This window comes from Palleronia caenipelagi, assembly GCF_007004065.1.
GTDB lineage: Bacteria > Pseudomonadota > Alphaproteobacteria > Rhodobacterales > Rhodobacteraceae > Palleronia > Palleronia caenipelagi.
In genome coordinates this window covers 1-20905 of the sequence record NZ_VFSV01000038.1, presented here as the reverse complement: position 1 = coordinate 20905, position 20905 = coordinate 1, and the positions used below count along the sequence as shown (strand labels likewise).

Annotated in this window: 22 protein-coding genes and 1 pseudogene; 13 read left to right on the top strand and 10 right to left on the bottom strand. The window is 61.8% G+C overall.

The genetic code is table 11. The annotated features are described in order from the left end of the window. Window positions 1–211: 211 nt before the first annotated feature. Entirely contained in the window at window positions 212–883 is a 672-nt protein-coding gene (locus FEV53_RS15740) for an HAD hydrolase-like protein (RefSeq protein ID WP_142835749.1), read from the bottom strand. Window positions 884–1052: 169 nt separating this feature from the next. Beyond that, a complete protein-coding gene (locus FEV53_RS15735; protein WP_142835748.1) occupies window positions 1053–2066 on the bottom strand; it encodes an IS110 family RNA-guided transposase in 1014 nt (337 codons plus the stop codon). Between the two features lie 245 nt (window positions 2067–2311). Here FEV53_RS15735 and FEV53_RS15730 point away from each other — a divergent pair, with 245 nt between their 5' ends. Beyond that, window positions 2312–3196 carry an SPFH domain-containing protein gene (locus FEV53_RS15730; RefSeq protein ID WP_142835747.1) on the top strand — a complete coding sequence of 295 codons (885 nt, stop codon included), beginning with the start codon at window positions 2312–2314 and terminating at the stop codon, window positions 3194–3196. A 515-nt stretch (window positions 3197–3711) separates the two neighbouring features. On the opposite strand, the gene cueR is transcribed toward FEV53_RS15730, so the two are convergent. Both cueR and FEV53_RS15720 read right to left on the bottom strand, forming a co-directional pair. Further along, window positions 3712–4113 carry a Cu(I)-responsive transcriptional regulator gene (gene cueR, locus FEV53_RS15725; protein WP_142835746.1) on the bottom strand — a complete coding sequence of 134 codons (402 nt, stop codon included), beginning with the start codon at window positions 4111–4113 and terminating at the stop codon, window positions 3712–3714. After that, window positions 4110–6638: a heavy metal translocating P-type ATPase gene (locus FEV53_RS15720; RefSeq protein ID WP_142835745.1), complete on the bottom strand. Its 2529-nt coding sequence runs from the start codon at window positions 6636–6638 to the stop codon at window positions 4110–4112. Before FEV53_RS15720 ends, cueR begins: the two co-directional genes overlap by 4 nt. 158 nt (window positions 6639–6796) lie before the next feature. On the opposite strand from FEV53_RS15720, the gene FEV53_RS15715 reads away from it, so the two are divergent. The 6 genes and pseudogenes from FEV53_RS15715 (at window position 6797) to FEV53_RS15690 (ending at window position 9409) form a co-directional block, all read left to right on the top strand. Continuing rightward, entirely contained in the window at window positions 6797–6991 is a 195-nt protein-coding gene (locus FEV53_RS15715) for a heavy-metal-associated domain-containing protein (RefSeq protein WP_142835744.1), read from the top strand. Window positions 6992–7005: 14 nt separating this feature from the next. After that, window positions 7006–7662 (top strand): TVP38/TMEM64 family protein, encoded by a 657-nt coding sequence (locus FEV53_RS15710; RefSeq protein WP_425465496.1) that lies wholly within the window; start codon window positions 7006–7008, stop codon window positions 7660–7662. Window positions 7663–7711: 49 nt separating this feature from the next. Beyond that, window positions 7712–7864, top strand: a complete 153-nt coding sequence (locus tag FEV53_RS21925) for a cation efflux transmembrane domain-containing protein (protein ID WP_281283543.1) — start codon at window positions 7712–7714, stop codon at window positions 7862–7864. A gap of 22 nt (window positions 7865–7886) precedes the next feature. Then, window positions 7887–8555 (top strand): annotated as a pseudogene (locus FEV53_RS15700) (IS6 family transposase); the annotation flags it as partial. A 54-nt stretch (window positions 8556–8609) separates the two neighbouring features. Then, window positions 8610–9083: a hypothetical protein gene (locus FEV53_RS15695; protein ID WP_342778306.1), complete on the top strand. Its 474-nt coding sequence runs from the start codon at window positions 8610–8612 to the stop codon at window positions 9081–9083. 20 nt (window positions 9084–9103) lie between these two features. Next, window positions 9104–9409 carry a hypothetical protein gene (locus FEV53_RS15690; protein ID WP_142835740.1) on the top strand — a complete coding sequence of 102 codons (306 nt, stop codon included), beginning with the start codon at window positions 9104–9106 and terminating at the stop codon, window positions 9407–9409. A 148-nt stretch (window positions 9410–9557) separates the two neighbouring features. Here FEV53_RS15690 and FEV53_RS15685 read toward each other — a convergent pair whose 3' ends face one another. Then, window positions 9558–10607, bottom strand: a complete 1050-nt coding sequence (locus FEV53_RS15685; RefSeq protein ID WP_142835739.1) for a LacI family DNA-binding transcriptional regulator — start codon at window positions 10605–10607, stop codon at window positions 9558–9560. A gap of 166 nt (window positions 10608–10773) precedes the next feature. On the opposite strand from FEV53_RS15685, the gene FEV53_RS15680 reads away from it, so the two are divergent. The 6 genes from FEV53_RS15680 (at window position 10774) to FEV53_RS15655 (ending at window position 16669) form a co-directional block, all read left to right on the top strand. Further along, window positions 10774–11757, top strand: coding sequence for a substrate-binding domain-containing protein (locus FEV53_RS15680; RefSeq protein WP_142835738.1), 984 nt, complete (start codon window positions 10774–10776; stop codon window positions 11755–11757). Window positions 11758–11825: 68 nt separating this feature from the next. After that, window positions 11826–13334, top strand: a complete 1509-nt coding sequence (locus FEV53_RS15675) for a sugar ABC transporter ATP-binding protein (RefSeq protein WP_185962252.1) — start codon at window positions 11826–11828, stop codon at window positions 13332–13334. Next, window positions 13327–14337 (top strand): ABC transporter permease, encoded by a 1011-nt coding sequence (locus FEV53_RS15670; RefSeq protein ID WP_142835736.1) that lies wholly within the window; start codon window positions 13327–13329, stop codon window positions 14335–14337. Before FEV53_RS15675 ends, FEV53_RS15670 begins: the two co-directional genes overlap by 8 nt. After that, window positions 14334–15326 (top strand): ABC transporter permease, encoded by a 993-nt coding sequence (locus FEV53_RS15665; protein WP_142835735.1) that lies wholly within the window; start codon window positions 14334–14336, stop codon window positions 15324–15326. Before FEV53_RS15670 ends, FEV53_RS15665 begins: the two co-directional genes overlap by 4 nt. 37 nt (window positions 15327–15363) lie before the next feature. Then, the gene (locus FEV53_RS15660) at window positions 15364–16179 is read left to right on the top strand and encodes a sugar phosphate isomerase/epimerase family protein (RefSeq protein WP_246100841.1); all 816 of its coding nucleotides are present in this window, start codon (window positions 15364–15366) and stop codon (window positions 16177–16179) included. Window positions 16180–16216: 37 nt separating this feature from the next. Continuing rightward, window positions 16217–16669, top strand: a complete 453-nt coding sequence (locus FEV53_RS15655; RefSeq protein WP_142835733.1) for an NUDIX hydrolase — start codon at window positions 16217–16219, stop codon at window positions 16667–16669. 9 nt (window positions 16670–16678) lie between these two features. Here FEV53_RS15655 and FEV53_RS15650 read toward each other — a convergent pair whose 3' ends face one another. From FEV53_RS15650 to FEV53_RS15630, 5 genes are all read right to left on the bottom strand, one after another. Further along, the gene (locus tag FEV53_RS15650) at window positions 16679–18271 is read right to left on the bottom strand and encodes an FGGY-family carbohydrate kinase (protein ID WP_142835732.1); all 1593 of its coding nucleotides are present in this window, start codon (window positions 18269–18271) and stop codon (window positions 16679–16681) included. 11 nt (window positions 18272–18282) lie between these two features. Continuing rightward, the gene (locus FEV53_RS15645) at window positions 18283–19011 is read right to left on the bottom strand and encodes an SDR family oxidoreductase (RefSeq protein ID WP_142835731.1); all 729 of its coding nucleotides are present in this window, start codon (window positions 19009–19011) and stop codon (window positions 18283–18285) included. A gap of 27 nt (window positions 19012–19038) precedes the next feature. Further along, window positions 19039–19806, bottom strand: a complete 768-nt coding sequence (locus FEV53_RS15640) for an SDR family NAD(P)-dependent oxidoreductase (RefSeq protein WP_142835730.1) — start codon at window positions 19804–19806, stop codon at window positions 19039–19041. Window positions 19807–19809: 3 nt separating this feature from the next. Next, window positions 19810–20364: an SIS domain-containing protein gene (locus FEV53_RS15635; RefSeq protein ID WP_142835729.1), complete on the bottom strand. Its 555-nt coding sequence runs from the start codon at window positions 20362–20364 to the stop codon at window positions 19810–19812. Window positions 20365–20368: 4 nt separating this feature from the next. Next, the coding region (locus tag FEV53_RS15630) for a zinc-binding dehydrogenase (RefSeq protein ID WP_142835728.1) at window positions 20369–20905 on the bottom strand (537 nt) is incomplete at its 5' end.

Below are 20905 nucleotides of genomic sequence, written 5' to 3'. Positions count from 1 at the left end.
CCAGAGAGAGTAGAGCATCTGTCTTGAATTGCAACATCTGAGATGATGCGATGAGCCTGACCGGACCGGAGACCTCCGAAAATCGGAGGTCCGGTCAGGCGGTATTGGCAAATTTCTCTTGCAGTGTTGCGCGACGTCAGTCTCACTTGAGCAGCGCAGCATTCTTTGTGCTTCGAAGGTCGGGTGTGTGGACAACGCGGACTTCTTCCAGTCAACCTTTCAGCACTGAGCTGATCCGATCTGGCAGATCTTCGACCCGTTCACATAAGGCTGTAGCGCCATTTCCATTTAGCTCATGCTGATCTCCATAGCCCCACGTCACACCAACCGAAGGCATGTCGTTTTGGCGCGCAGCCAAGGTGTCATTCGAGCGATCTCCGACCATACACCCCTGTCGCGCTTTCAGGCCTTGAGAGAGAAGGATATGCGCTATGAGTTCAGTCTTGTCGTCAAACCTGCCATCAAGCTCGGCGCCGTAGAGTTCATCGAAATATCCCGCGAACCCGAAGTGTTCGATGACCCTCCTTGCAAACGGAAGAGGCTTTGAAGTGCAAAGAAACAAGCGATATCCTCGGCACTTCAGGACTTTCAGCGCCTCAAAAATGCACGCGTAAGGCTCAGCTTGGAGGATGCCGCCGTTGCGATAGGCCGCGCGATACAACTCGACGGCTTCTTCAACCAGCTCTTCGTTTGCCAAGAGCTTTGCAAAGCTCTGGCGAAGCGGCGGGCCGATCACCCAGTTCAGGTCATGGGAAGATGGCACATCGTAGCCGAGCGTCTTCAACGCATGCTGCACTGACCCGGTAATGCCGGGAGCTGGATCTACCAAGGTCCCGTCTAAGTCAAACAGGATGAATTCGGCAGTCGGCTGAATTGAAGTCATACCGCATCGCTTTCATGCTTCTCTTCGCATGTCCAGTTTGGGCTCAGAGCCGACACGCGGCGATGCAGCGCAATTCTACCTGACAGGTCAGCAATTGCATCTGACAGGGGTTTGTGACGGAGGATCAGCATCACGCTATTTATGAGGTAAATTCAGTGTAGTTGTCTCCTCAAGCTCGATGGATCTGAGGCGCCTGCTCGCGGGCGGGCGGGGATGATGACCACAGGCGATCCTCCTTCAGAAGTGTGTTGGCAAGCAGCAGCAGTTTTCGCATGGCCGCTGTAATGGCGATCTTGAAGGGCTTCCCCGCGGATTTGAGGCGCTCGTAGAAAACCCTGATGTCCTCGTTCCATCGCACGGCCACTACCGCCGCCATGTAAAGGGCATTTCGGACAGATTGGCGGCCGGAGCGGATCATTCTGCGCCCGCGCAGGGTGCCGGAATCCCGGTTCATCGGGGCTACGCCCGCGAGCGCTGCAATTTCAGCTGCATTGGCTGAGCCCAACTCGGTCATATCGGAGAGCAGGATCGCGGCCGTGGCTGGCCCAATCCCCGGGATCCATGTGAGGATCGCATAGCGCCGGGCGATACGGCGATCCGCGCGAATGACCTTCACCAGCTCGGCCTCGAGAGCTTTCCGGTGGGTCCGGCAAAGGGCGATCTGCTCTTCGATCTGAGCCGTAACTGCGGGAAGGGTGGATTGGTCTTTCTGGTTCTCCAGGGCCATCAACTCCTCAACCACCTGCTTCCGGGCCACGATGAGCTCGGAGAGATGGGCCATCGCTTCAGGCGGCGGTGCGGTCGGTGCGGGCTTCATCGTCGCGGCGAACTCCGCAAGAACGCTGGCGTCAATCTCATCCGTCTTCGCAAGCCGCCCGAGAACATCGGCAAATCGCCTTGTGCGGTAGGGATTTATGATCGCCACCTGAATGCCGCCCGCGTGCAAGACAGCATGGGCCGCACGGTGGTACCGGCCGGTGGCTTCCATCACAACAAGTCCGATGCCGCCAGTCACACAGCGGCCCAGAAGGTCATGGTGCCCCGCGGCATCATTCGGTACCCGGAAGCGCTCTCCGTCGGGGTGAAAGAAAACGTCGAGATGCGCTTTACTGACATCAATGCCGGCGACGGTCGCTTCGACCGGACTGTGATCGGGGCGCGCCTTTCCTTTTATTCGGGACATCGAAACTTCCCTCCATCTGTTCAGGCCCAGGACACAATCTGAAGTCCGGCCCAGCTTTGCCACGGCCCTCTCTGGCCCAGGCAGCAACGGCCCAATCCCCACCCGATGACACCACGGTTTGGTCCCAGCGGGGAGACGTCACGCGCAGGGCGAACGTCTCGCAGGAGAGATAAAAGGCAGCGCCTTTTTCTGTGGCCTTTCAGAGACTGAAAGCGTCAGACTGACCGCAACCAGGAGTAAAAGCCATGTCAGATATCGTTCTTATTTTGATCCCAATCATCATCATCGTCCTGCTGGCCGCGATCCCGTCGATGATCGTGATCACCCGCCAGCAAAATGTCCGGCTGATCGAGACCTTCGGAAAGTTCAGCTCCGTCCGGAACGCAGGTCTGTCGCTGAAGCTGCCCTGGCCGATCCAGCGCGCCACACCGGACTTTTCGCTCCGGGTGCGAGAGATCGCGGAGGATGTGGGGGTCAAAAGCTCCGACAATGCCTTTGTGGTGGTCCCGATCCGGGTGCAGTTCTCAGTGAGATCCGGGGGGGAGGAAGCGGCCTATTACCGTCTTGATGATCCGGAAGGCCAGATCCGCAGCTATGTCGTCAATCAGGTCCGCTCCACGGCGTCGAGCATGAGTTTCGATGATCTCTTCAAGGGCCGCGACGCCTTTGAGCAGGATGTCGAGGCGACACTTGGGGCCCGCATGGCCGAGTTTGGCTACCAGATCGAAAACGTCCTCGTGGACGATCCGCAACCCTCAGACGAGCTGCGCGAAGCCTTCGACCGGGTCATTGCAGCCCAGCGGTTGATGGAAGCTGCGACCAATGAAGGCGAGGCGGTGCGCATCAAATCCGTCGCTGCGGCAAATGCGGAGGGGGAAGCGCTTAAAATCAAGGGCGAGGCCTTCGCGCAATTCCGCGCCGTCATCGCCGAGGGAAATGCCGAAGCTCTGGAGAAATTCACCGCGAAGACCGGGCTGGACGCACGGGACGCGCTGACCTTTTTCACCTCGGTCAACGAGATGGAGGCCGTCACCACGGCGGCCGAGGCCGGGGGGCGTGTGGTGTTTATCGCGGCTGGCGCGAAAGGAAGCGAAACGCAGGCCTTGCTGGGCACCACGACACAGGACTGACCCACAGCACCGGATGATCTGATGGCGCCGCCTCGCTCCCGAGAGGGAAGAACATCTGTCTTGAATTGCAACATCTGAGATGATGCGATGAGCCTGACCGGACCGGAGACCTCCGAAAATCGGAGGTCCGGTCAGGCGGTCTTGGCAAATTTCTCTTGCAGTGTTGCGCGACGTCAGCCTCACTTGAGCAGCGCAGCATTCTTTGTGCTTCGAAGGTCGGGTGTGCGGGACAAACCGGACTTTTGCCCGCACTGCGAATGCTAGCGCAGCATTTTGTCGCTTGCGCAGCGGGCCGTTCGCTGCGACACGGCCCAGTCTGCCAGAGCGGCCGTTGAAACGCCTCGCCACAGCCCGATGTCTAAGATATTGCGGGAAACTTCGGAAAATTGGTTGGTTGGAATGACTCGCTGTTGCAAGGCGACAACCAACCGCTGTGTCGGGCGAATTGAAGACGATGGCCGACTATATGCGATACGTTTCGTTGGGTTTTTGATAACCGTGCTTCGATCTCCGCGTCAGTTTCGATCGCCGGGCCCGGTTGCAAGATCACTTAGAATGGGGCAGTCGGGCCGATTGTCACCGTGGCAGGACATGACCAGATGCGAAAGCGTCTCGCGCATTGCCTCTAGTTGAGCGATCTTTTTTTCTATGGCGGTCAGGTGTTCCTCTGCGATGGATTTCACCTGAGCGCTTTCACGGCTTTCATCCTCGTAGAGGCTGAGCAGCAAGCGGCAATCCTCGATCGAAAACCCAAGCGCCCGTGCACGTCCAAGAAAGGCCAGCTTGTGCAGATCGGTTTCGCGGAACGCACGATAGCCATTATCGCTGCGCAGCGGGCGGACCAGCCCGATGTCCTCGTAGTAGCGGATCGTCTTGGGCGGAAGCCCCGAACGTTCGGCGACTTCTCCGATATTCATGTCGTGCCTCCAATCTGGCGTGCCCCGTGCTCAGAAACCGATTTGGTTTGAGCAGGTGGGGATGTTGTTTCGCTCATTGCCGGAGCGACGCGGCGCAGGCGCAGCGCATTGGCCAGTACCGAAACCGAGGAAAGCGCCATGGCACCCGCAGCAAAGACCGGCGACAGGAGTATACCAAAGGCCGGATAGAGCACGCCCGCCGCGACCGGGATCAGAGCAACGTTATAGCCGAACGCCCAGATCAGGTTCTGCCGGATATTCGCCATTGTGCGGCGCGAGACCTCGACAGCGTTCACCACGCCGCGCAAATCACCGGACATCAGCACGACATCGGCAGATTCAATCGCCACATCGGTTCCGGTGCCGATAGCGATGCCCACATCGGCATGGGCCAGAGCTGGTGCGTCGTTGATACCATCTCCGACAAAGGCGATCTTGCGGCCCCTGGCCCGCAGATCGTCGAGCGCGGCGATTTTGCCATCTGGCAGCACGCCGGCGATCACCTGATCAATGCCAGTTTCCTTGGCGATTGCTTCGGCTGTCTCGCGTTTGTCGCCAGTTATCATGACGACATGCAGCCCGGCCCGGTGTAAGGTCTCGATGGCCGCACGGCTTTCAGGTTTAACCGGGTCAGCCACTGCGATCACCGCTGCAAGCCTGCCGTCGATGGCGGCATAGAGTGCCGTGCGGCCGCGCTTTGCCAAATCCCGCTCGGTGTCCTGAAGGGGCGCAACCTCTATGCCTTCCCGGTTCATGTAACGATCCGCACCTACCATGACATCTTGTCCGTTGACGGATGCGGTTACGCCGTAGCCCGTGACCGATCGGAACGTTTCGGCCTGTGGTAAATCAACTCCTTCGTTTTCCGCCCCGCGAACAATGGCCTCGGCAATCGGATGTTCGGACAGCGCTTCGACCGCCGCAATCTGGCCAAGCACTTGCTGGCGGTCGAACCCGTTTGCGAGCACAATGTCGGTCAGTGTGGGTTTGCCTTCAGTGACCGTTCCGGTCTTGTCGACGGCGACGACACCGACCTCGGACAGCGCCTGCAAGGCATCGCCCTTGCGGAAGAGCACGCCCATCTCGGCAGCACGGCCGGTGCCAACCATGATCGAGGTTGGCGTGGCCAGCCCCATGGCGCAGGGGCAGGCGATGATCAGGACAGAGACGCCAGCAACCAGCGCAAAGGTCAGTGCCGGATCCGGGCCAAGGATCAGCCACACCACCACAGTCAGGACGGCAAACGCCATGACCGCAGGCACAAACCACAGCGTCACCCGGTCGACGAGGCCCTGAATGGGCAGTTTCGCACCTTGCGCCTCTTCGACCATGTGGATGATCTGTGCCAGAGTTGTATCGGCGCCGACGCGTGCGGCCCGGAATGTAAGGCTGCCGGTGCCGTTGACGGTTCCGCCTGTGACAGCCGCGCCTGCCGATTTTGCCACCGGAACAGGTTCACCGGTGATCATGCTTTCATCGACGTTGCTGGTGCCTTCGGTCACGTCGCCATCAACCGGGATGCGCTCTCCGGGGCGGACCAGGATCAGGTCGCCCACGGCAAGGGTGTCCACATCCACCTCGACTGTTTCGCCATCACGGAGCACCCGCGCGGTCCGCACCTGCAAGCTCAGAAGCGCTTGGATCGCGGCGCCGGTGCGCCCCTTGGCGCGAGCCTCCAGCCAGCGCCCGATAAGGATCAGGACAACGATAACCGCCGCTGCTTCATAATAAACCGCGCGCACGCCTTCGGGCAGCAGGCCTGGCAGGAATGTCGCCACCACTGAGTAACTCCAGGCCGCGCCGGTTCCGACGGCAACCAGACTGTTCATATCCGGTGCGCCCTTCGCAAGTGCCGGGATACCCTTGGCATAGAACTGAAGCCCCGGACCAAAGAGCACAAGTGTCGCCAATACGAACTGGATAAGCCACGAGGTCTGAATGCCTATCGAGTTTGCAATGAAATGGTGAAAGGCCGGGATCAGATGCGCACCCATTTCCAGGATGAAAACCGGGAGTGCGAGCGCCGCCGCAAGGGCGACGCGCCGGGACAGGGCGCGTGCCTCGTCGGCCTTGCGCTCGGCACGGGATTGGCTGGCATCGGCATCGGACAGTTCGGCCGGGTAACCGCTCGCAGCCGACGCCACCATCAGATCGGAAACCGTCATTGCCCCATCCAGAAACTCAACCGCCGCCGTTTCGGCCGCTAGGTTCACTGACACGGACACGACACCCGGCACCTCTGCAAGTGCCTTGTCGACACGGCCAACGCAGGAAGCGCAGGACATCGAGGCAATGTTCAGCGTAACCTTGGAGGTTCGCGCCGGATAGCCGAGCGTCTCCAGAATCTGCGCCGCCTCAGCCAGAACTGCCGGTTTGTCGGCTGTGAACTGCGCCGTTTCTGTTGCCATGTTGACCGCTACATCTGTGATCCCGTCAACAGCCGACAGGGCCTTTTCCACGCGCCCGACACATGACGCACATGTCATGCCTTCGATATTGAGCGTTGTTCGTTCATTTCCATCCATGACATCCGCCTTTGCGAGTCGTTTGACCCATGTATAAGGATTCCAGTCACTGGAAACTCAAGAGAAAAAGCAGAGTTTTTTGATGCTGTCGGATTTCCATTGACCTTCCCCCCACTGGAAGCTCCATATCGTGATTGAAATACCAAAAGGATACTCCCATGCGCTTCCACGTCCCCGAAATGAGCTGCGGACATTGTACCGCCACAATCACCAAAGAGATCGCCGCGCTTGACCCACTGGCCAAAGTCACCACCGATCTTGAACAGCAGTTCGTAGCCGTCGAAACCGCACTTTCGCCCGACGAAATTGTAAGTGCGATCAAAGCCGCCGGTTACGACGCAACACCGACTTGATTTCATAGCTGATGATGCGGCTACTACTGATCATCTGTATCGTTCTGCTGCTTCTGGCGCTTGCGCGTCCGGGCCTTCTGGGCATTGACATTGCCATGCCTCAACGCGATGACCTGCGCTTCTGGATAGACGCGGCGGGTCTGTTCGGCCCGGCTCTTGTTGTTGTCCTCATGACGATCGCGGTTGTGGCAAGCCCGTTGCCCTCGGCTCCGATCGCGCTTGCTGCCGGGGCAGCCTACGGCCACACGTTTGGCACTGTTCTTGTGGTGATTGGCGCGGAAACCGGAGCGATTGTGGCTTTTTTGCTTGCACGCGCGCTTGGTCGCCCCTTTGTCGAACGGCGTTTTGGGCATGCGATAGGCAAGGGTTTGCTGGGTTCCCAGAACTTGCTGACCCTGATCGTGTTCGCGAGCCGATTGCTGCCCTTTTTGTCATTTGACATGATCAGCTATGCGGCCGGCCTCAGCGCGCTGCACCTCTGGCGCTTTGCCATCGCGACGTTTGTCGGCATTGTCCCGGCGAGCTTTCTTCTTGCCCATCTTGGCAGTGAAGCGATGAACGGCGATGTAAAAACCGCAACTTGGACCGCGATTGCTCTGGGTGGCTTCACCGCCCTGTCCGTGGCCATAGGCATTTGGCGCGAAACCCGCCCAACGCGAAGGGATAAATAATATGGTCTCCCACTCCCATTCCGGCCACATGCCAGCGTAAGTCAGGGCGCTGATCATTTCTGCCTGGCTCACTGGAGTCTATTTCGTGATCGAACTGGCGGTTGGCATCTGGACCGGTTCGATTGCTGTTCTCTCGGATGCGTTCCACAGGCACTGTAAAGTTAGTGCGGTGATCGTTGGGATATGCGATCTGGCGGCTTGATCCCGCTGACCTCTAACGCCGCCATCGTTTCCCGCCGGACGTGATCGCTTATGCAGTTTGGCTGTATTTCAAGCTTCCGCTAAGCCTGCGGATGGTTGAAGATCTGTTAGCCGTGCGCGGGATCATCGTGTCGCGCCAGACTGTGCTGGCCCGGGCTGAGAAATTTGGACGGCAGTACGCAAGAAAGATTCGTGAACGGTCATCCGGGCAGATGGGCGATAAGTGGCACCTTGATGAGGTTGTGGTAAAGATCCGGGGCCGGAAACACTGGCTCTGGCGCGCCACAGATCAGGAGGGCTTCGTCCTTACCCAGAGCCACCGGGATAAAAAAGCCGCCAAGCGTCTTCTCCGCAAACTTCTGAAAAAGAACGGCCTTCCCCGCGTCATGATCACCGACAAGCTGCGCTCCTGTCCGGCGGCGAAGAGGGAGATCACGCCGGGTGTCGAGCACCGATCCCATAAAGGCCTTAACAATCGTGGTGAGAATTCTCACCAACCTGTGCGACGAAGGGAGCGGGTCATGAAGGGTTTCAAGTCGCCGAGACATCTGCAGCGCTTCGTCCCGATCCACGACCCGATTGCCAATCTGTTCCAGCTGCCCCGCCATGAAATGACCTCCGAAGAATTCCGCGATCTCCGTCAAACCGCGATGAGCTTGTGGTGGAACATCGCAGGCGTCGAGCTCGCTTGATCGGCAAAATCAGCCGATACTTGCTCTGCTGCTCTTAACTTTACGGAGCCGCATATCGGCCTCGACCCCGAGAGCGGTCACATCGTCACGTCCAGCCTGACCACCGAGCAGGTCGGCGATCCCGGCGCGCTGCCCGGGTTGCTGGCTCAGGTGGCGGAGGTTGTGTGCCGTTTCCTCGGCAATGGCGCCTATGACAGCGCGCCGCCCGCAGCGACGATACAGGAAGCCTTCGGGCCGGATGTGGAGGTGATCATTCCGCCACCGAGCAACGCCGTCCCGGGCGATTGCGCGATCCGAAATGCCCATATCCAGATGATCGCCGACCACGGCCGGATCGCTTGGCAGAAGGCAACCGGCTACGGTCAGCGCTTCCGTGGCGAAGCCCAGATCGGTCGCTTCAAGCAGGTGATCGGACCCGCGCTACGCGGCCGCAAAATGGAGGCACAGAAACTCGAGATCGTGATCGCCGTCAAAGCCCTTAACCGCGTGACCGACCTCGGTCGCGCGGCCTACAGGCGTGTCATTTGAAAGGCCAGGGATGGGGACGAATGCGCGCTCAGCTTGATCTATGCAGCACGCACCTCTGGCTGCGTATCAAGGCCATCAGGTACGGCACACCCCGTCTCGTGCGTGAAGACCTGGAATGCGGCGTCGTCGGTGCAGCCATGATCATGGCGACCGCCACGGGACCCGTGCCAGATCTGCAAACCGTCGCTGCCAGGATGGTGCGTTATACCGACGAAATCGACCCAGACCCCGCCAGGGCCGAGATCTATGACCGGATGATGCCATTCTATGCCGGTCTCTACAGGGAGGCCGCAGACCTCCATACCGAACTGACCGCTTTGCATTGACCGGCGTGTCACATCTGCTGTTGCCTTAGTAGGCAAAGGTGCTTGGGTCCGTTTCGACGGAGTTGCGAGCCCGATCGCAACCGAGAATGGTAATAGTGATTGTCAGGGCGTCAAAATATGCGGCGGTCACGCCCCGGCGGTTCAGAAGTCAACCGACCGGCAACGCAGGTTGGTTGACCCGCGTAAAATGATCATCATCGGGCAGGATCAGTTCCGGTGCAACGATGATCGGATCGAAGCTATCGCGGCTCCATGTTCCACCGTCAAGGTGGTCATAGGCGACCCTAATCAACTCATCCGCGCGCTGCCGGACCATGGGGATCGGATGCCGCAAAAGCCGCCCAAACGGATCGAAATCGAAACTGCCGAGCTGACATTGATCCACCTCATCCAGAGGCAGGGTCACGAGAAATTCCAGAACGCCTTCAAGACAACCGATGGAATTGACCAGCAGAACCTCCGGTAGGCGTCCTCGACGTTCATACTCTCGCGTCAGGGCGTCACGCGTGGGCGCGCGCCTGTAGCCACAGGCGATAACCCGGCCTTGACGCCCAGCAGAGCGCAACGCGTCCTGATAACCCAGAATCCGCAAGCTTGTTGCAGGCAGGTCCGCATTGCCCCCAAGGAAAACGGTATCCGCCTCTCCGGCGTCTGGAGCGGCCTGCAACAGAATTTCGGCCAGCGCCCGCGCCCCGCCCCTGTTATCGGTGACCACCGAAGGTGCGCCCTGACAGGGCTGGTCGACGAATACATGCGGCACATTCTCGGCGCGGCAAATCGCGCTGAGTTCTTCGGGATGGGTAGTTCCCACAAGCATCAGCGCATCGACGGAGTACGAGATGAGCTGCCGGACCGCTTCGACTTCCTGATCCCGCTCGCGCCGGGTGGAAACGATTGCCGGTAACCCACCCCTTGCGCGGGCCTCGTTGGAAAAGCACTGTCCGACCGAGGAAAAGAACCGGTTGTCATGCTGAGGCAGGATCATTCCCACCAGTCCCGATTTCGCCGTCCTGAGCGCCCGCGCCTGCTGGTTTGCGGAATAGCCATGTTCGGAGGCAATGCGCTGGATCCGCTCCACTGTTGCCCGGGCAATCCGGCGCTTTTTCCAATTGCCGTTCAGCGCTGCACTCACCGTCGACGGAGAGGCTTCGGCCAGTCGGGCGATATCGTAGATCGTTTGGGGTTTTGTCTCCGCCATGGCCCAGATTTAATTTCATATGACCGAATGCGCAATGCACCACCGATTGTGCATTGACAAAAATTACGGATATGGACAATTCTGCACCATCGATTGCGCAGAATCGCTCGAGTGGAGGAGCTTGGGCGTCAGGCAATTGGAAAACACACTCCTGGGGAGGATTGCGATGAGATTTGGAAAAACACTTGTGTCAGGTTTGGCCTTGGCTGCCGGTCTGGTCACCGCTGCCAACAGCGAGACGCCGACCATGGGTGTCGTTGTGAAAATCGGGGGTATCCCGTGGTTCAACGCCATGGAGACCGGCATCCAGGACCGGGCCGAAGAGATCGGCATGGAGGCCGAGATGATCGGCCCGACCTCCGCGGATCCGGCCTTGCAGGTGCGCGCTATCGAGGACCTGATCGCGAAGGGCGTGGATGTGATCGGCGTCGTTCCCAATGACGAGGCGGCGCTGGAGCCGGTCCTGCAGAAGGCCCGGGATGCTGGCATCAAGGTCGTCTCTCATGAGGGGCCGGGCTTGCAAAACGTGGACTGGAATTTCGAGCTCGCCTCGGCGCAGGGCTTTGGCGAGGCCCATGCGAAACTCCTGTGCGCGAGCACCGAAGAGGTCGGGACCTATGCGGTCTATGTGGGCTCGCTCACGGTGCCGCTCCACAATGCCTGGGCTGATGCAGGCATCAAGTGGATCGAGGAGAATTGCAGCGACAAACTCACCCCCGTGGGCGAACGCTACGGCGTGGCCGAGAGCGTCGATGACAGCCGCTCCACCGCGCTCGACCTGATCGCGGCGAACCCGGATCTGCGCGGTTTCCTCGCCTTTGGCAGTCAGGGACCCATCGGGGCGGGCCGCGCCATCGAGGAGCGCCGCCTGACCGGCAAGGTCCATGTGATGGGACCGTTTTCCCCCGGACAGGGTCGTAAGCTGGTGAAAGACGGAACAATAACAGGCGGCTACATGTGGAACCCGGCTGAGGCGGGCCGCGTCTTCGTCACCATGGGCAAGATGCTGGTGGATGGCGAGGAGATCGCCGACGGGACCGACATTCCCGGCCTGGGCGTTGTGAGCCCCGACGGGTCCAACATCATCACCGACAACCTGCTCGAGATCAACGCGAGCACGGTGGACGAACTGGCCGATAAGGGCCTCTGATCCTCCCTGACCTCCCCGCCCGTCTCGCACGGGCGGGGTTTTTCCGGGAGCGGATGGTGGAGACCGGGATGAGCGGAACAAAGGAAGGCGCGCCCTTCGCGCTGAAGCTGCGTGGCGTGTCAAAACGATTCGGCGGGGTACAGGCGCTCAATCAGGTGGATTTCAACGTGCGCGCTGGCGAGGTGCATTGTCTTGCCGGTGAAAACGGCTGCGGCAAGAGTACGCTGATCAAGATCGTCACCGGCGTCTATACCCCCGAACCCGGCGCGGAGATCGAGGTTTTTGGCGAGCCGCAGACCGGCATGACACCGACGCAGGCGCGTGACATGGGCATCGCGGTAATCTGGCAGGATCTGGCGTTGTTTCCCCATATGACGGTCGCCGAGAATATCGGCTTCGATCAGATGGTGGGGGGGCGTCCCCGGCTGGCCGCGCTTGGGCAGATCCGTGCGCGGGCCGCGCAGCTTCTGGAGCGGCTCGGGGTGACCCTTGATCTGGACGCCCGACTGAACACCCTGCCGATCGCCCAGCGCCAGATTGTGGCCATTGCACGGGCTCTGATGGGCGAGGCGCGGCTCATTTTCATGGACGAGCCCACCGCTTCCCTGACCCAGAGCGAAACCGATGCGCTGCTCGGGATTGTGCGAACCCTTTCTACCGAAGGGGTCGCCATCGTCTTTGTCAGCCACCGGCTCGCTGAAGTGCTGGAGATTTCGTCGCGGGTCACAGTGGTGCGGGATGGTCGTCTGGAGGGCATCTATCCAACCGAAGGCATGACCCAGGCGCGGCTCGGTGAGTTAATGACGGGCCACACCATGGACCATCAGGTGATCGCCCGGGACAAGAGTGCGGCAGCGCCTGTGCTGGAAATCGACGGCCTCAGCCGCCATGGCCAGTTTGAGGATATCTCGCTCACCATCCGCAAGGGCGAGGTGGTCGGGCTGACCGGCCTCATCGGCGCGGGCCGGACCGAACTGGCCCACGCACTGATCGGGCGAACCCGCCCGGATCGGGGCATGGTTAAACTCTGCGGGCGGGAGATACGGCCCCGCAACATCCGCGAGGCGATCTCGCTGGGCATAGCCTATGTCTCCGAGGACCGGCTGTCACTCGGTCTGATCCAGCCGCAATCCATTGCCGACAATATCTCGATCACCGTGCTCGACCGGATCCTCGGCGGATTGGGGCTGATCTCACCAGCACAGAAAAAAGTCCTCGTCAGCCACTGGATCGAAGATCTCGCGGTCAAGATCGGCCGTCCCGAGGATGCTGTCAGCACGCTCTCGGGCGGCAACCAGCAGCGGGTTGTTCTGGCAAAATGGCTCGCCACCGAACCGCGTCTGCTGATCCTCGACAGCCCCACCGTCGGGGTCGATGTGGGTGCGCGGGCCGGGATCTTTCGCATTGTGCATCGTCTGGCTGAGGCAGGTCTGGCGATCCTGTTGATCTCCGATGAGGTGAGCGAAGTCTACCACAACGCCGACCGGATGCTGCATATGGCGGACGGGCGGCTTGTGGAGACCTACGACCCACGCGGTACGACTGTCGAAGCGATGGAGGCCCGGATCTATGCCTAGGCTCTTTACAACCCATCCGGTCGAAGCCCGTCTGGCCATCGTGCTCGCGCTCATAGTGCTCGGCCTGTCCCTCAGTACGGACAGCTTTCTGACGCTTGCTAACCTGACCTCGCTTCTGAACAACAATTCCGTGGACCTGATCTGGGCGGTCGGCCTGCTGGTGGTGCTGATCGCGGGGGGGATCGACATCTCCTTTGCCGTGGCCGCGTCCGTGGTGCAGTACCTGACCGCGCAGATCTTTGGCGCCACGGGGGGCAACTGGGCGCTGGGGTTTATCGTCGCGGGCAGCCTCGGGATCGGGCTGGGGCTCATCAATGCCGCGCTGATCCATGGCTTCCGGGTGATTTCCATCGTCATCACCATCGCCACCTTCAACGCCTATTTCGGGCTTCTGATGTCTTTTACCAAGGGGCGAAACATCTATACCCTGCCCGACTGGTGGGTGGACCGGATCTTCATCTTCGAGCACCAGTCCGAGAACGGCGTATGGTCGGAGCTGAACCTGTCGGTGGCGGTTATGATCGTCTGTGTTTTCGCCACGGTGGTGCTCATCCGCTGGACCAATATCGGCCGCCAGCTCTACGCCTTTGGGGACAACCCCGAAGGCGCGCGGCGGGCCGGGGTGAATATCGCTCTGATGCAGGCGGTGGCCTTTGGATGGATGGGGATGATGGCCGGAATCGGCGGGCTGATGCAGGTCAACATTGCCCAGGAAGTCATCCCGAACGCGCTCTATGGCCGCGAGCTCGACGTGCTGGCGGCGGTGGTTCTCGGCGGAGCGCGCCTTGGAGGCGGGCGTGGCTCGGTGCTGGGTTGCATCCTCGGGGTGATGTTCGTGGCGGTGACGCGGAACGGGCTGAACCTGCTCGGTGTCTCGCCCTTTGCCTTCCAGATGATCATTGGTGCGGCGATCCTCGTGGCGATCTCGTCGTCGAACCTGAACTTCGACTGGCGCGGCGCGGCGCGACGCCGAAGAGCCACAACCGGAAGGGACGCGGCATGAGCCTTATTCACCGCATCAACCGCAGCCTCGGCTCCGAGGCCCTGCCCCTCCTCGGCGCGCTCCTCGTTGTGGTGGTGGGGTTTTCGCTGGCAACACCTCTCTTTCTAACCGCGTCCAATTTCGGCTCCATGGCGTTTCAGCTCCCGGTCCTCGGGCTGCTGACTCTCGCCATGATGGTGCCGATCTTGTCGGGCGGACTAAATCTCGCGATCATCTACACCGCCAATATCTCCGGCCTCACCCTCGCCACTGTCCTGATCGCCTTCGGTGGACCGGAAGCCGGGATCGGGGCATTCCTTATCGGCAGCCTCGCCGCGCTCCTTGTGGGCACGCTGGCCGGGCTGATGATGGGGCTCATCGTGGCTTATGTGGGCGCTCATCCCATCCTCGTCTCGCTGGCGATGATGATCTTCCTGCGTGGCCTCGGAGAGTTTCTGACGAGGGGCGGAGATATCTCCGGCTTCCCCGATTATATGAAGGTCATCGGTCACGGCAGCCTCGCGGGCATCCCCGTCCCGCTCCTGATCTTCATCGCCGCCGCGATCCTCTGGCACATAATGCTGCGACGCACCCGGCACGGGTTCTCAGTGTTTATGATCGGCTCCAATATCGACGCGGCGGAGTATTCCGGTATCCCGACCAAGCGCACGCTGGCCACGCTCTACGCGCTCTCCGGCCTCATCTGCGCCGTGGCGGGGATCCTGATGGCGGCGCGCTTCAACTCGGTGCGCGTGGGCCATGGCGAAGCCCTCCTTCTCGTCACCGTGCTGGCTTGTTTCCTCGGCGGACTGGACCCGTTCGGCGGCTTTGGCCGGGTTCTGCCGGTCTGCCTCGCCCTTGCGATTCTGCAAGCCCTCTCTTCCGGCCTCAACCTCATCGGCGCGAACCAGCATCTTGCGACAGCGGTCTGGGGCCTGTTCCTGATCGCGGTCATGGCGATCCGCTGGGCGGCGGGCCGGCTCAATATCACCCGTTTCGGAAGGACCTGACATGGAAGGCTTTGGCGTACATACCAGCATGTGGACAATGACCTGGGACCGCGCGGGCGCCGAGCGCGCGGTGGCGGCGGCGGTCCATTACGACATGGACTTCCTCGAAATCGCGTTGCTCACCCCGGACAAGGTAGACGCGGCCCACACGCGCGACCTGTTGGAACGCAACGAGATGCGCGCCGTCTGCTCGCTCGGACTGCCGCAGGAGGTCTGGGCGTCGGTCAACCCCGATGGTGCCATCGACTTCCTCAAACTCGCCCTCGACAAGACGCAGGAAATGGGCGCCGAGGCCCTGTCCGGCGTCATCTATGGCGGCATCGGCGAGCGCACCGGCGTGCCGCCGACCGAAGGAGAGCTCTCCAACGTCGCCCGCGTGATGGAGGCCGCCGCTGCCCATGCGAAAACTCGGGGGCTGCTGCTGGGGGTCGAGCCGGTGAACCGCTATGAGACCCACCTGATCAACACCGCGCGGCAGGGCGTCGAGATGATCGAACGGGTCGGAGCGGAGAACGTCTTCCTGCATCTCGACACCTATCACATGAATATCGAGGAAAAGGGCGCGGCAAACGGCATCATCGATGGCCGGGACCATATCCGCTATATTCATCTGTCGGAGAGCGACCGGGGCACGCCGGGCTCTGGCTGCTGCGATTGGGACGAGATCTATGGCGCTCTGGCGGCGATCAATTTCAAGGGCGGGCTAGCCATGGAGAGTTTCATCAACATGCCGCCCGAAGTGGCCTTCGGCCTCTCGGTCTGGCGCCCGGTGGCGGAAAGCTTCGAGGAAGTCATGGAGAACGGCCTGCCCTTCCTTCGCAACAAGGCGCGGCAATACCGGCTGGTGGACTGACCTTGCAGAGATCGGTGGCGAGACCTACCCTCGCCCCATGACCCACTGGCGACCCCCGGCACAAATCCGATTTAAGGCGATTGGCTTGCACTGGCGGGCCGGTCTCTTGCTCGCCGCCGAGGTGCGCGACGACAGCGGACGGATCAAAGGCGTCCGCCCCCTCGGTGGAACGGTCGAGTTCGGGGAAACAGCCGAAGCCGCGCTGATCCGGGAGTTTCGCGAAGAGCTGGGCATCACCGTGACCCCTCTCGGCCCACCGGTGTTCTTCGAGAACATATTTGTGCACGGAGGCGTACCGGGTCACGAGGTCATTGCCGCATTCGATGTAGACCTGCCATCCGGCGCCTTTGTCGGTCAGACCCGGATTACCTTTCGTGAGCATGACGGGACCGAATGCACCGCCCGCTGGTTCGACCCGGCGACGCTGGACCACCCCTGCGGACCGGCGCTCTACCCCACGGGGTTGCAGGCATATCTCCGGTCGCGCTGACCGGGGCCGTCAGCAGGTCCTGCTTCGACGTGCCACGGCCTGAAGCTCCTGAAACACCGCGAACCGCGCATCATGGATCTGCCGCAAGGCCCCGCTGGCCGGGCTGTAGGTGGCGCTGTCGCGGGACATGGCGGTCATGGCCGTACTTACCTCTGGGAACGCGCCACCCGCCACTGCTCCAAGAATGGCTGACCCCAGCAGGACCGGCTCGTCGGTCTCGGGCGCGGCCAGCGGTACGCCTGTGGCATCAGCGAGCATCTGGCGTACCAGATCGCTCCGTCCGGCGCCGCCGCTGATCACCACCTCGGAGACCTGCGCGCCTTTCGCCGCCTGCGCCTCAATGATCTGCCGCAAGCCATAGGCGACGCCACAAAGCCCCGCGATATAGAGATCGACGAGGCTCTCCACATCCTCCGCCATACCTAGCCCCGCGATCACCGCGCGGGTATTCGGATCGGCAAAGGGCGCGCGGTTGCCGAGAAATTCCGGTACCACGTGGAGACCTTCGGCACGGGCGACAATCTGCTCCATGGACCCGCTCTCGACCGCGTGCTGACCCAGCCAGTCCGGCAAAGACATCCCGGCGGACCCGGCCAAAGCGGCGGCTTCGGCGTGGGCCGGGTGGTGACGGATGAGCTGGGCGATAGCGGCCCCGGCAGCGGACTGGCCGCCTTCGTTCAGCCACATCCCCGGCACCATCGCCGCATAATAGGGCCCCCAAACACCTGGCACGAAGACCGGATCCCGCGTCGTCGTCATGGTGCAGGAAGACGTGCCGAACACGTAGGCCAGCCGGTCCGACGCATTGGCCCCAACGCTTCCGATCCCCCCCGCGTGTGCGTCGATGAGACCAGCACCCACAGGCGTTCCGGGTCGCAGCCCCAGATCGGCAGCGGCGGCTTCGGTCAGGCCTTGCCCCAGAGCCGTCCCGGCCTCGACAATCTCCGTCCCGATCCGGGTAAATCCCTCATTAGCCAACGCACCCAGCCCGATCTCGCGGAAATAATCCGCGTCCCAGCCACCGGATTTGGCCACATAGGTCCATTTGCAGGTGACGGTGCAGATGGAGCGCGCCAGAGAGCCCGTCGCTTTCCAGGTCAGAAAATCCGTCAGGTCAAAAAACTGCCATGCAGCATCAAAACTCTCGGGCTTGTTTTCCTTCAGCCACAGGAGCTTGGGCGTCTCCATCTCGGGGCTTATCACGCCCCCCACATAGTCGAGAACCCGGTGCCCCATGTGGTTGATCCGCGCGGTCTGCTCGAGGGCGCGATGATCCATCCAGACGATGATATCCCGCGCAGCGTCGTCGCTGTCTCCCACGGGCAGAGGCTTCCCGCCCTCGCCCAACACCACCAGCGAACAGGTCGCGTCGAACCCGATGCCGCCGATGCTGTCCGGGCTGACGCCGGACGCCTCTACCGCCGAACGGGTGGCCGCGCAGACCGCTTGCCAGATCTCGGCCGAGCTTTGCTCTACCCGGTGGCCAGGGTCATGCCACAGGGTGATGTCGCTCTTGCCCGCGCCCAGAAGCTGCCCATGCGCGTCAAATACCCCGGCTCTTGCGCTGCCGGTGCCGACGTCGATGCCGATGAAATGGGTCATGGGACTTCCCTTTACAGATCGCAGCCATGGGGCAGGATGGTCATATCCCGGATAACGACCCCCTGAGGTCGGGTTACCATGAACATCACCGCGTCGGCGACCTCCTTGGCCTCCATCAGGCTCTGGGTCGCCAGCGCTTCCTCCATCTTGGCTTTGGGCCAGTCGTCAAGAAGCGCGGTGATCACCGGCCCCGGCAAAACCGCCCCCATGCGCACGTTATGGGGGATGAGCTGGCGGCGGGTGGAATGGACAAAGGCCTGCACGGCGAATTTCGAGGCAGTGTAAACGGGTTCCCAGACCACCGGAACGACGCCCGCGACCGAAGACGTAAAAATCACGTCCCCCGATTTCTGCGCCACCAGATGGGGCAAAACCGCGTGGACGGAGCGGAAGGCGGCCTTGGTGTTCAGGTCCAGCACGCGGTCCCAGTGATCGGGGTCGGCTTCGAGAACCGCGCCGCCGACATAGGCCCCGGCATTTGCGTAGAAGATATCGAGGCCCCCGGTGGCCTCCAGAAGACGCGGCAGCATCCCCGAGACCGCAGCCCCGTCGAGCAGATCGAGGATGATACTGTGCGCTTTTGGCCCGAGGTCGTCACACGCGGCCTCGAGGGCCGCTTCGTCCCGGTCGATGAGGACCACATCCGCCCCGGCCTCCGCCATCGCCCGCGCGGTCGCGAGGCCAATTCCCGAAGCCGCGCCGGTGATGGCCGCTGTCTTTCCGTCCAATGCTCCGCTCATATCAACTCCCTGTCTTCAAAAACTGTCTCAGACACTTGAATAGCCCCCTTCGATCATCACCAGCTCGCCATTGACCAGATTGGAGGCGGGCGACGCGAGGTAGAGCGCGATGTCCGCGATCTCCACCGGCTGCCCGAACCGGCCCAGCGGCGTGCGGGCCAGGAACGGGTCGCGCTTTTCTGGCGCGGACCAGAGCTGGGTGCCCATCTCGGTCAGCACCACGGTCGGGCAGATAGCGTTGACCTGCACGTTGTGAGGTGCGGCCTCGGTCATAAGGGATTTCGTCAGCGCGTTCAGACCGCCTTTGGACGCCGCATAGGCTGCGTGGTCGGGTAAGGCGATCACCCCGGTCTGAGAGGAAATGTTGATGATCTTGCCCTGCTTTTGCGCGATCATCCCGGGCAGGACAGCGCGGGACAATAGGAACGGCGCGGTAAGGTTGACCGCCAGCGTCCGGCTCCAGTCTGCCGGATCGTAGGTGACCACCGGACCGGTAATAGCGATCCCTGCGCAGTTCACCAGAACGTCCACAGGCCCGCCTGCCAGAGCCGCCTCGGCTACCGCGACGGTGTCCCCGGCATCGGCGAGATCCCCGGTGACCGCCTCGAACAGTCGCCCCTTACGAGCCACCACATCACCGAGCAGCGCCAACCGCGCCTCGGACCGCCCGTGGGCCACAATATCCGCGCCAGCATCGGCGTAGACCTCCGCGATAGCCCGCCCGATGCCGGATGAGGCGCCAGTGATCAGCACCCGCTTTCCCTCAAGACTGAACCGTTTGTGCCACTCGGCCATGGGTTACTCCAGATTGGTGTGCCGGGCGCGCATCGCCTCGGGGCTCACCCCCAGTTGATCGCGCAGCTCCAGCACCAGAACTTCGCCAAAGAGAAACATCAGCGCCTCATAGAGCGAGCCCATGGGCAAGATCGAGGTGGCGGCCTCCCCCTGATCTGCGGCCATGGTCTGGGCTGGTAGATGCACCACCAGATCGGCGGCGCTTGGCACAGGACCATCCGGTTCGGCGGTGAGGCAAGCGACGCGGGCGCCTGCATCCCGCGAGACGCCCAGCAGCGCCGCAACGGTCGAGAAATCCCCCGGCCCGGCGCTGAGCACCAGTAAATCCCCTACCCCCAGCGGCGGCGCCGTCATGTCGCCTACCACATGGACATCACAGCCGAGATGATAGAGCCGCATGGCCAGCGCGCGCATCATCAGGCCTTCGCGCCCGACCCCGTAGCAGGCGATGCGCCGCGCGCCGGTGATTTCCCGCACCAGAGGTCCGGTCTGGGCCAGCACATCAGGGGCGAGACCGGGGCGCAACTCATCCAGCAGGGTTTCGGCGAGGTCGGTCATGAGGTCATCCCTCTGCTACTTTGATCTGGATTTTCACATCCGTGGGGCGGGCTTCGACGGCGCGGTCGAAGGCGGCGATGCTGTCGGCAAAGGCGAAGGTCTCGGAGATCAGCGGCTTGAGGTCCACCTTGCCCGAGGCCATCAGCGCGATGGCGCGGTCATACATGTTGGCGTAGCGGAACACGGTTTCCATGCGCAGCTCCTTCGACTGGGCCAGCACCAGATCGAACGGGATCGGATCAGGGGGCATGCCCACCCACACGACGCAGCCCGCAGGCGCCGCGGCCTCCAGCGCCGATTGCACCGATCGCGGCGCGCCCGCGCATTCGAACACCACATCCGCGCCCCAGCCATCCGTTGCGGCGGCGAGCACCTCGGCGGGATTGTCGCGGGTGACATTGATCGGTTCGATCCCGTCATAGGCCGCCGCGACGCCGAGCTTGTCATCCACCAGATCGGAGATGAAGACTTTGGCACAACCGCCCGCCAGCGCAGCCAGTGCGACCATGATCCCGATGGGACCCGCGCCGGTCACAAGGGC

What these genes read in the sequence shown, in the direction of transcription:
- FEV53_RS15670 (WP_142835736.1), top strand. Translation starts at nt 13,327, where the DNA reads ATGCCTAGGCTCTTTACAACCCATCCGGTCGAAGCCCGTCTGGCCATC.
- FEV53_RS15690 (WP_142835740.1), top strand. Translation starts at nt 9,104, where the DNA reads ATGCGCGCTCAGCTTGATCTATGCAGCACGCACCTCTGGCTGCGTATC.
- FEV53_RS15740 (WP_142835749.1), bottom strand. Translation starts at nt 883, where the DNA reads ATGACTTCAATTCAGCCGACTGCCGAATTCATCCTGTTTGACTTAGAC.
- FEV53_RS15710 (WP_425465496.1), top strand. Translation starts at nt 7,006, where the DNA reads ATGCGGCTACTACTGATCATCTGTATCGTTCTGCTGCTTCTGGCGCTT.
- FEV53_RS15650 (WP_142835732.1), bottom strand. Translation starts at nt 18,271, where the DNA reads ATGACCCATTTCATCGGCATCGACGTCGGCACCGGCAGCGCAAGAGCC.
- FEV53_RS15635 (WP_142835729.1), bottom strand. Translation starts at nt 20,364, where the DNA reads ATGACCGACCTCGCCGAAACCCTGCTGGATGAGTTGCGCCCCGGTCTC.
- FEV53_RS15715 (WP_142835744.1), top strand. Translation starts at nt 6,797, where the DNA reads ATGCGCTTCCACGTCCCCGAAATGAGCTGCGGACATTGTACCGCCACA.
- FEV53_RS15735 (WP_142835748.1), bottom strand. Translation starts at nt 2,066, where the DNA reads ATGTCCCGAATAAAAGGAAAGGCGCGCCCCGATCACAGTCCGGTCGAA.
- FEV53_RS15720 (WP_142835745.1), bottom strand. Translation starts at nt 6,638, where the DNA reads ATGGATGGAAATGAACGAACAACGCTCAATATCGAAGGCATGACATGT.
- FEV53_RS15660 (WP_246100841.1), top strand. Translation starts at nt 15,364, where the DNA reads ATGACCTGGGACCGCGCGGGCGCCGAGCGCGCGGTGGCGGCGGCGGTC.
- FEV53_RS15680 (WP_142835738.1), top strand. Translation starts at nt 10,774, where the DNA reads ATGAGATTTGGAAAAACACTTGTGTCAGGTTTGGCCTTGGCTGCCGGT.
- FEV53_RS15665 (WP_142835735.1), top strand. Translation starts at nt 14,334, where the DNA reads ATGAGCCTTATTCACCGCATCAACCGCAGCCTCGGCTCCGAGGCCCTG.
- FEV53_RS15640 (WP_142835730.1), bottom strand. Translation starts at nt 19,806, where the DNA reads ATGGCCGAGTGGCACAAACGGTTCAGTCTTGAGGGAAAGCGGGTGCTG.
- FEV53_RS15730 (WP_142835747.1), top strand. Translation starts at nt 2,312, where the DNA reads ATGTCAGATATCGTTCTTATTTTGATCCCAATCATCATCATCGTCCTG.
- FEV53_RS15685 (WP_142835739.1), bottom strand. Translation starts at nt 10,607, where the DNA reads ATGGCGGAGACAAAACCCCAAACGATCTACGATATCGCCCGACTGGCC.
- FEV53_RS15675 (WP_185962252.1), top strand. Translation starts at nt 11,826, where the DNA reads ATGAGCGGAACAAAGGAAGGCGCGCCCTTCGCGCTGAAGCTGCGTGGC.
- cueR (WP_142835746.1), bottom strand. Translation starts at nt 4,113, where the DNA reads ATGAATATCGGAGAAGTCGCCGAACGTTCGGGGCTTCCGCCCAAGACG.
- FEV53_RS15655 (WP_142835733.1), top strand. Translation starts at nt 16,217, where the DNA reads ATGACCCACTGGCGACCCCCGGCACAAATCCGATTTAAGGCGATTGGC.
- FEV53_RS15645 (WP_142835731.1), bottom strand. Translation starts at nt 19,011, where the DNA reads ATGAGCGGAGCATTGGACGGAAAGACAGCGGCCATCACCGGCGCGGCT.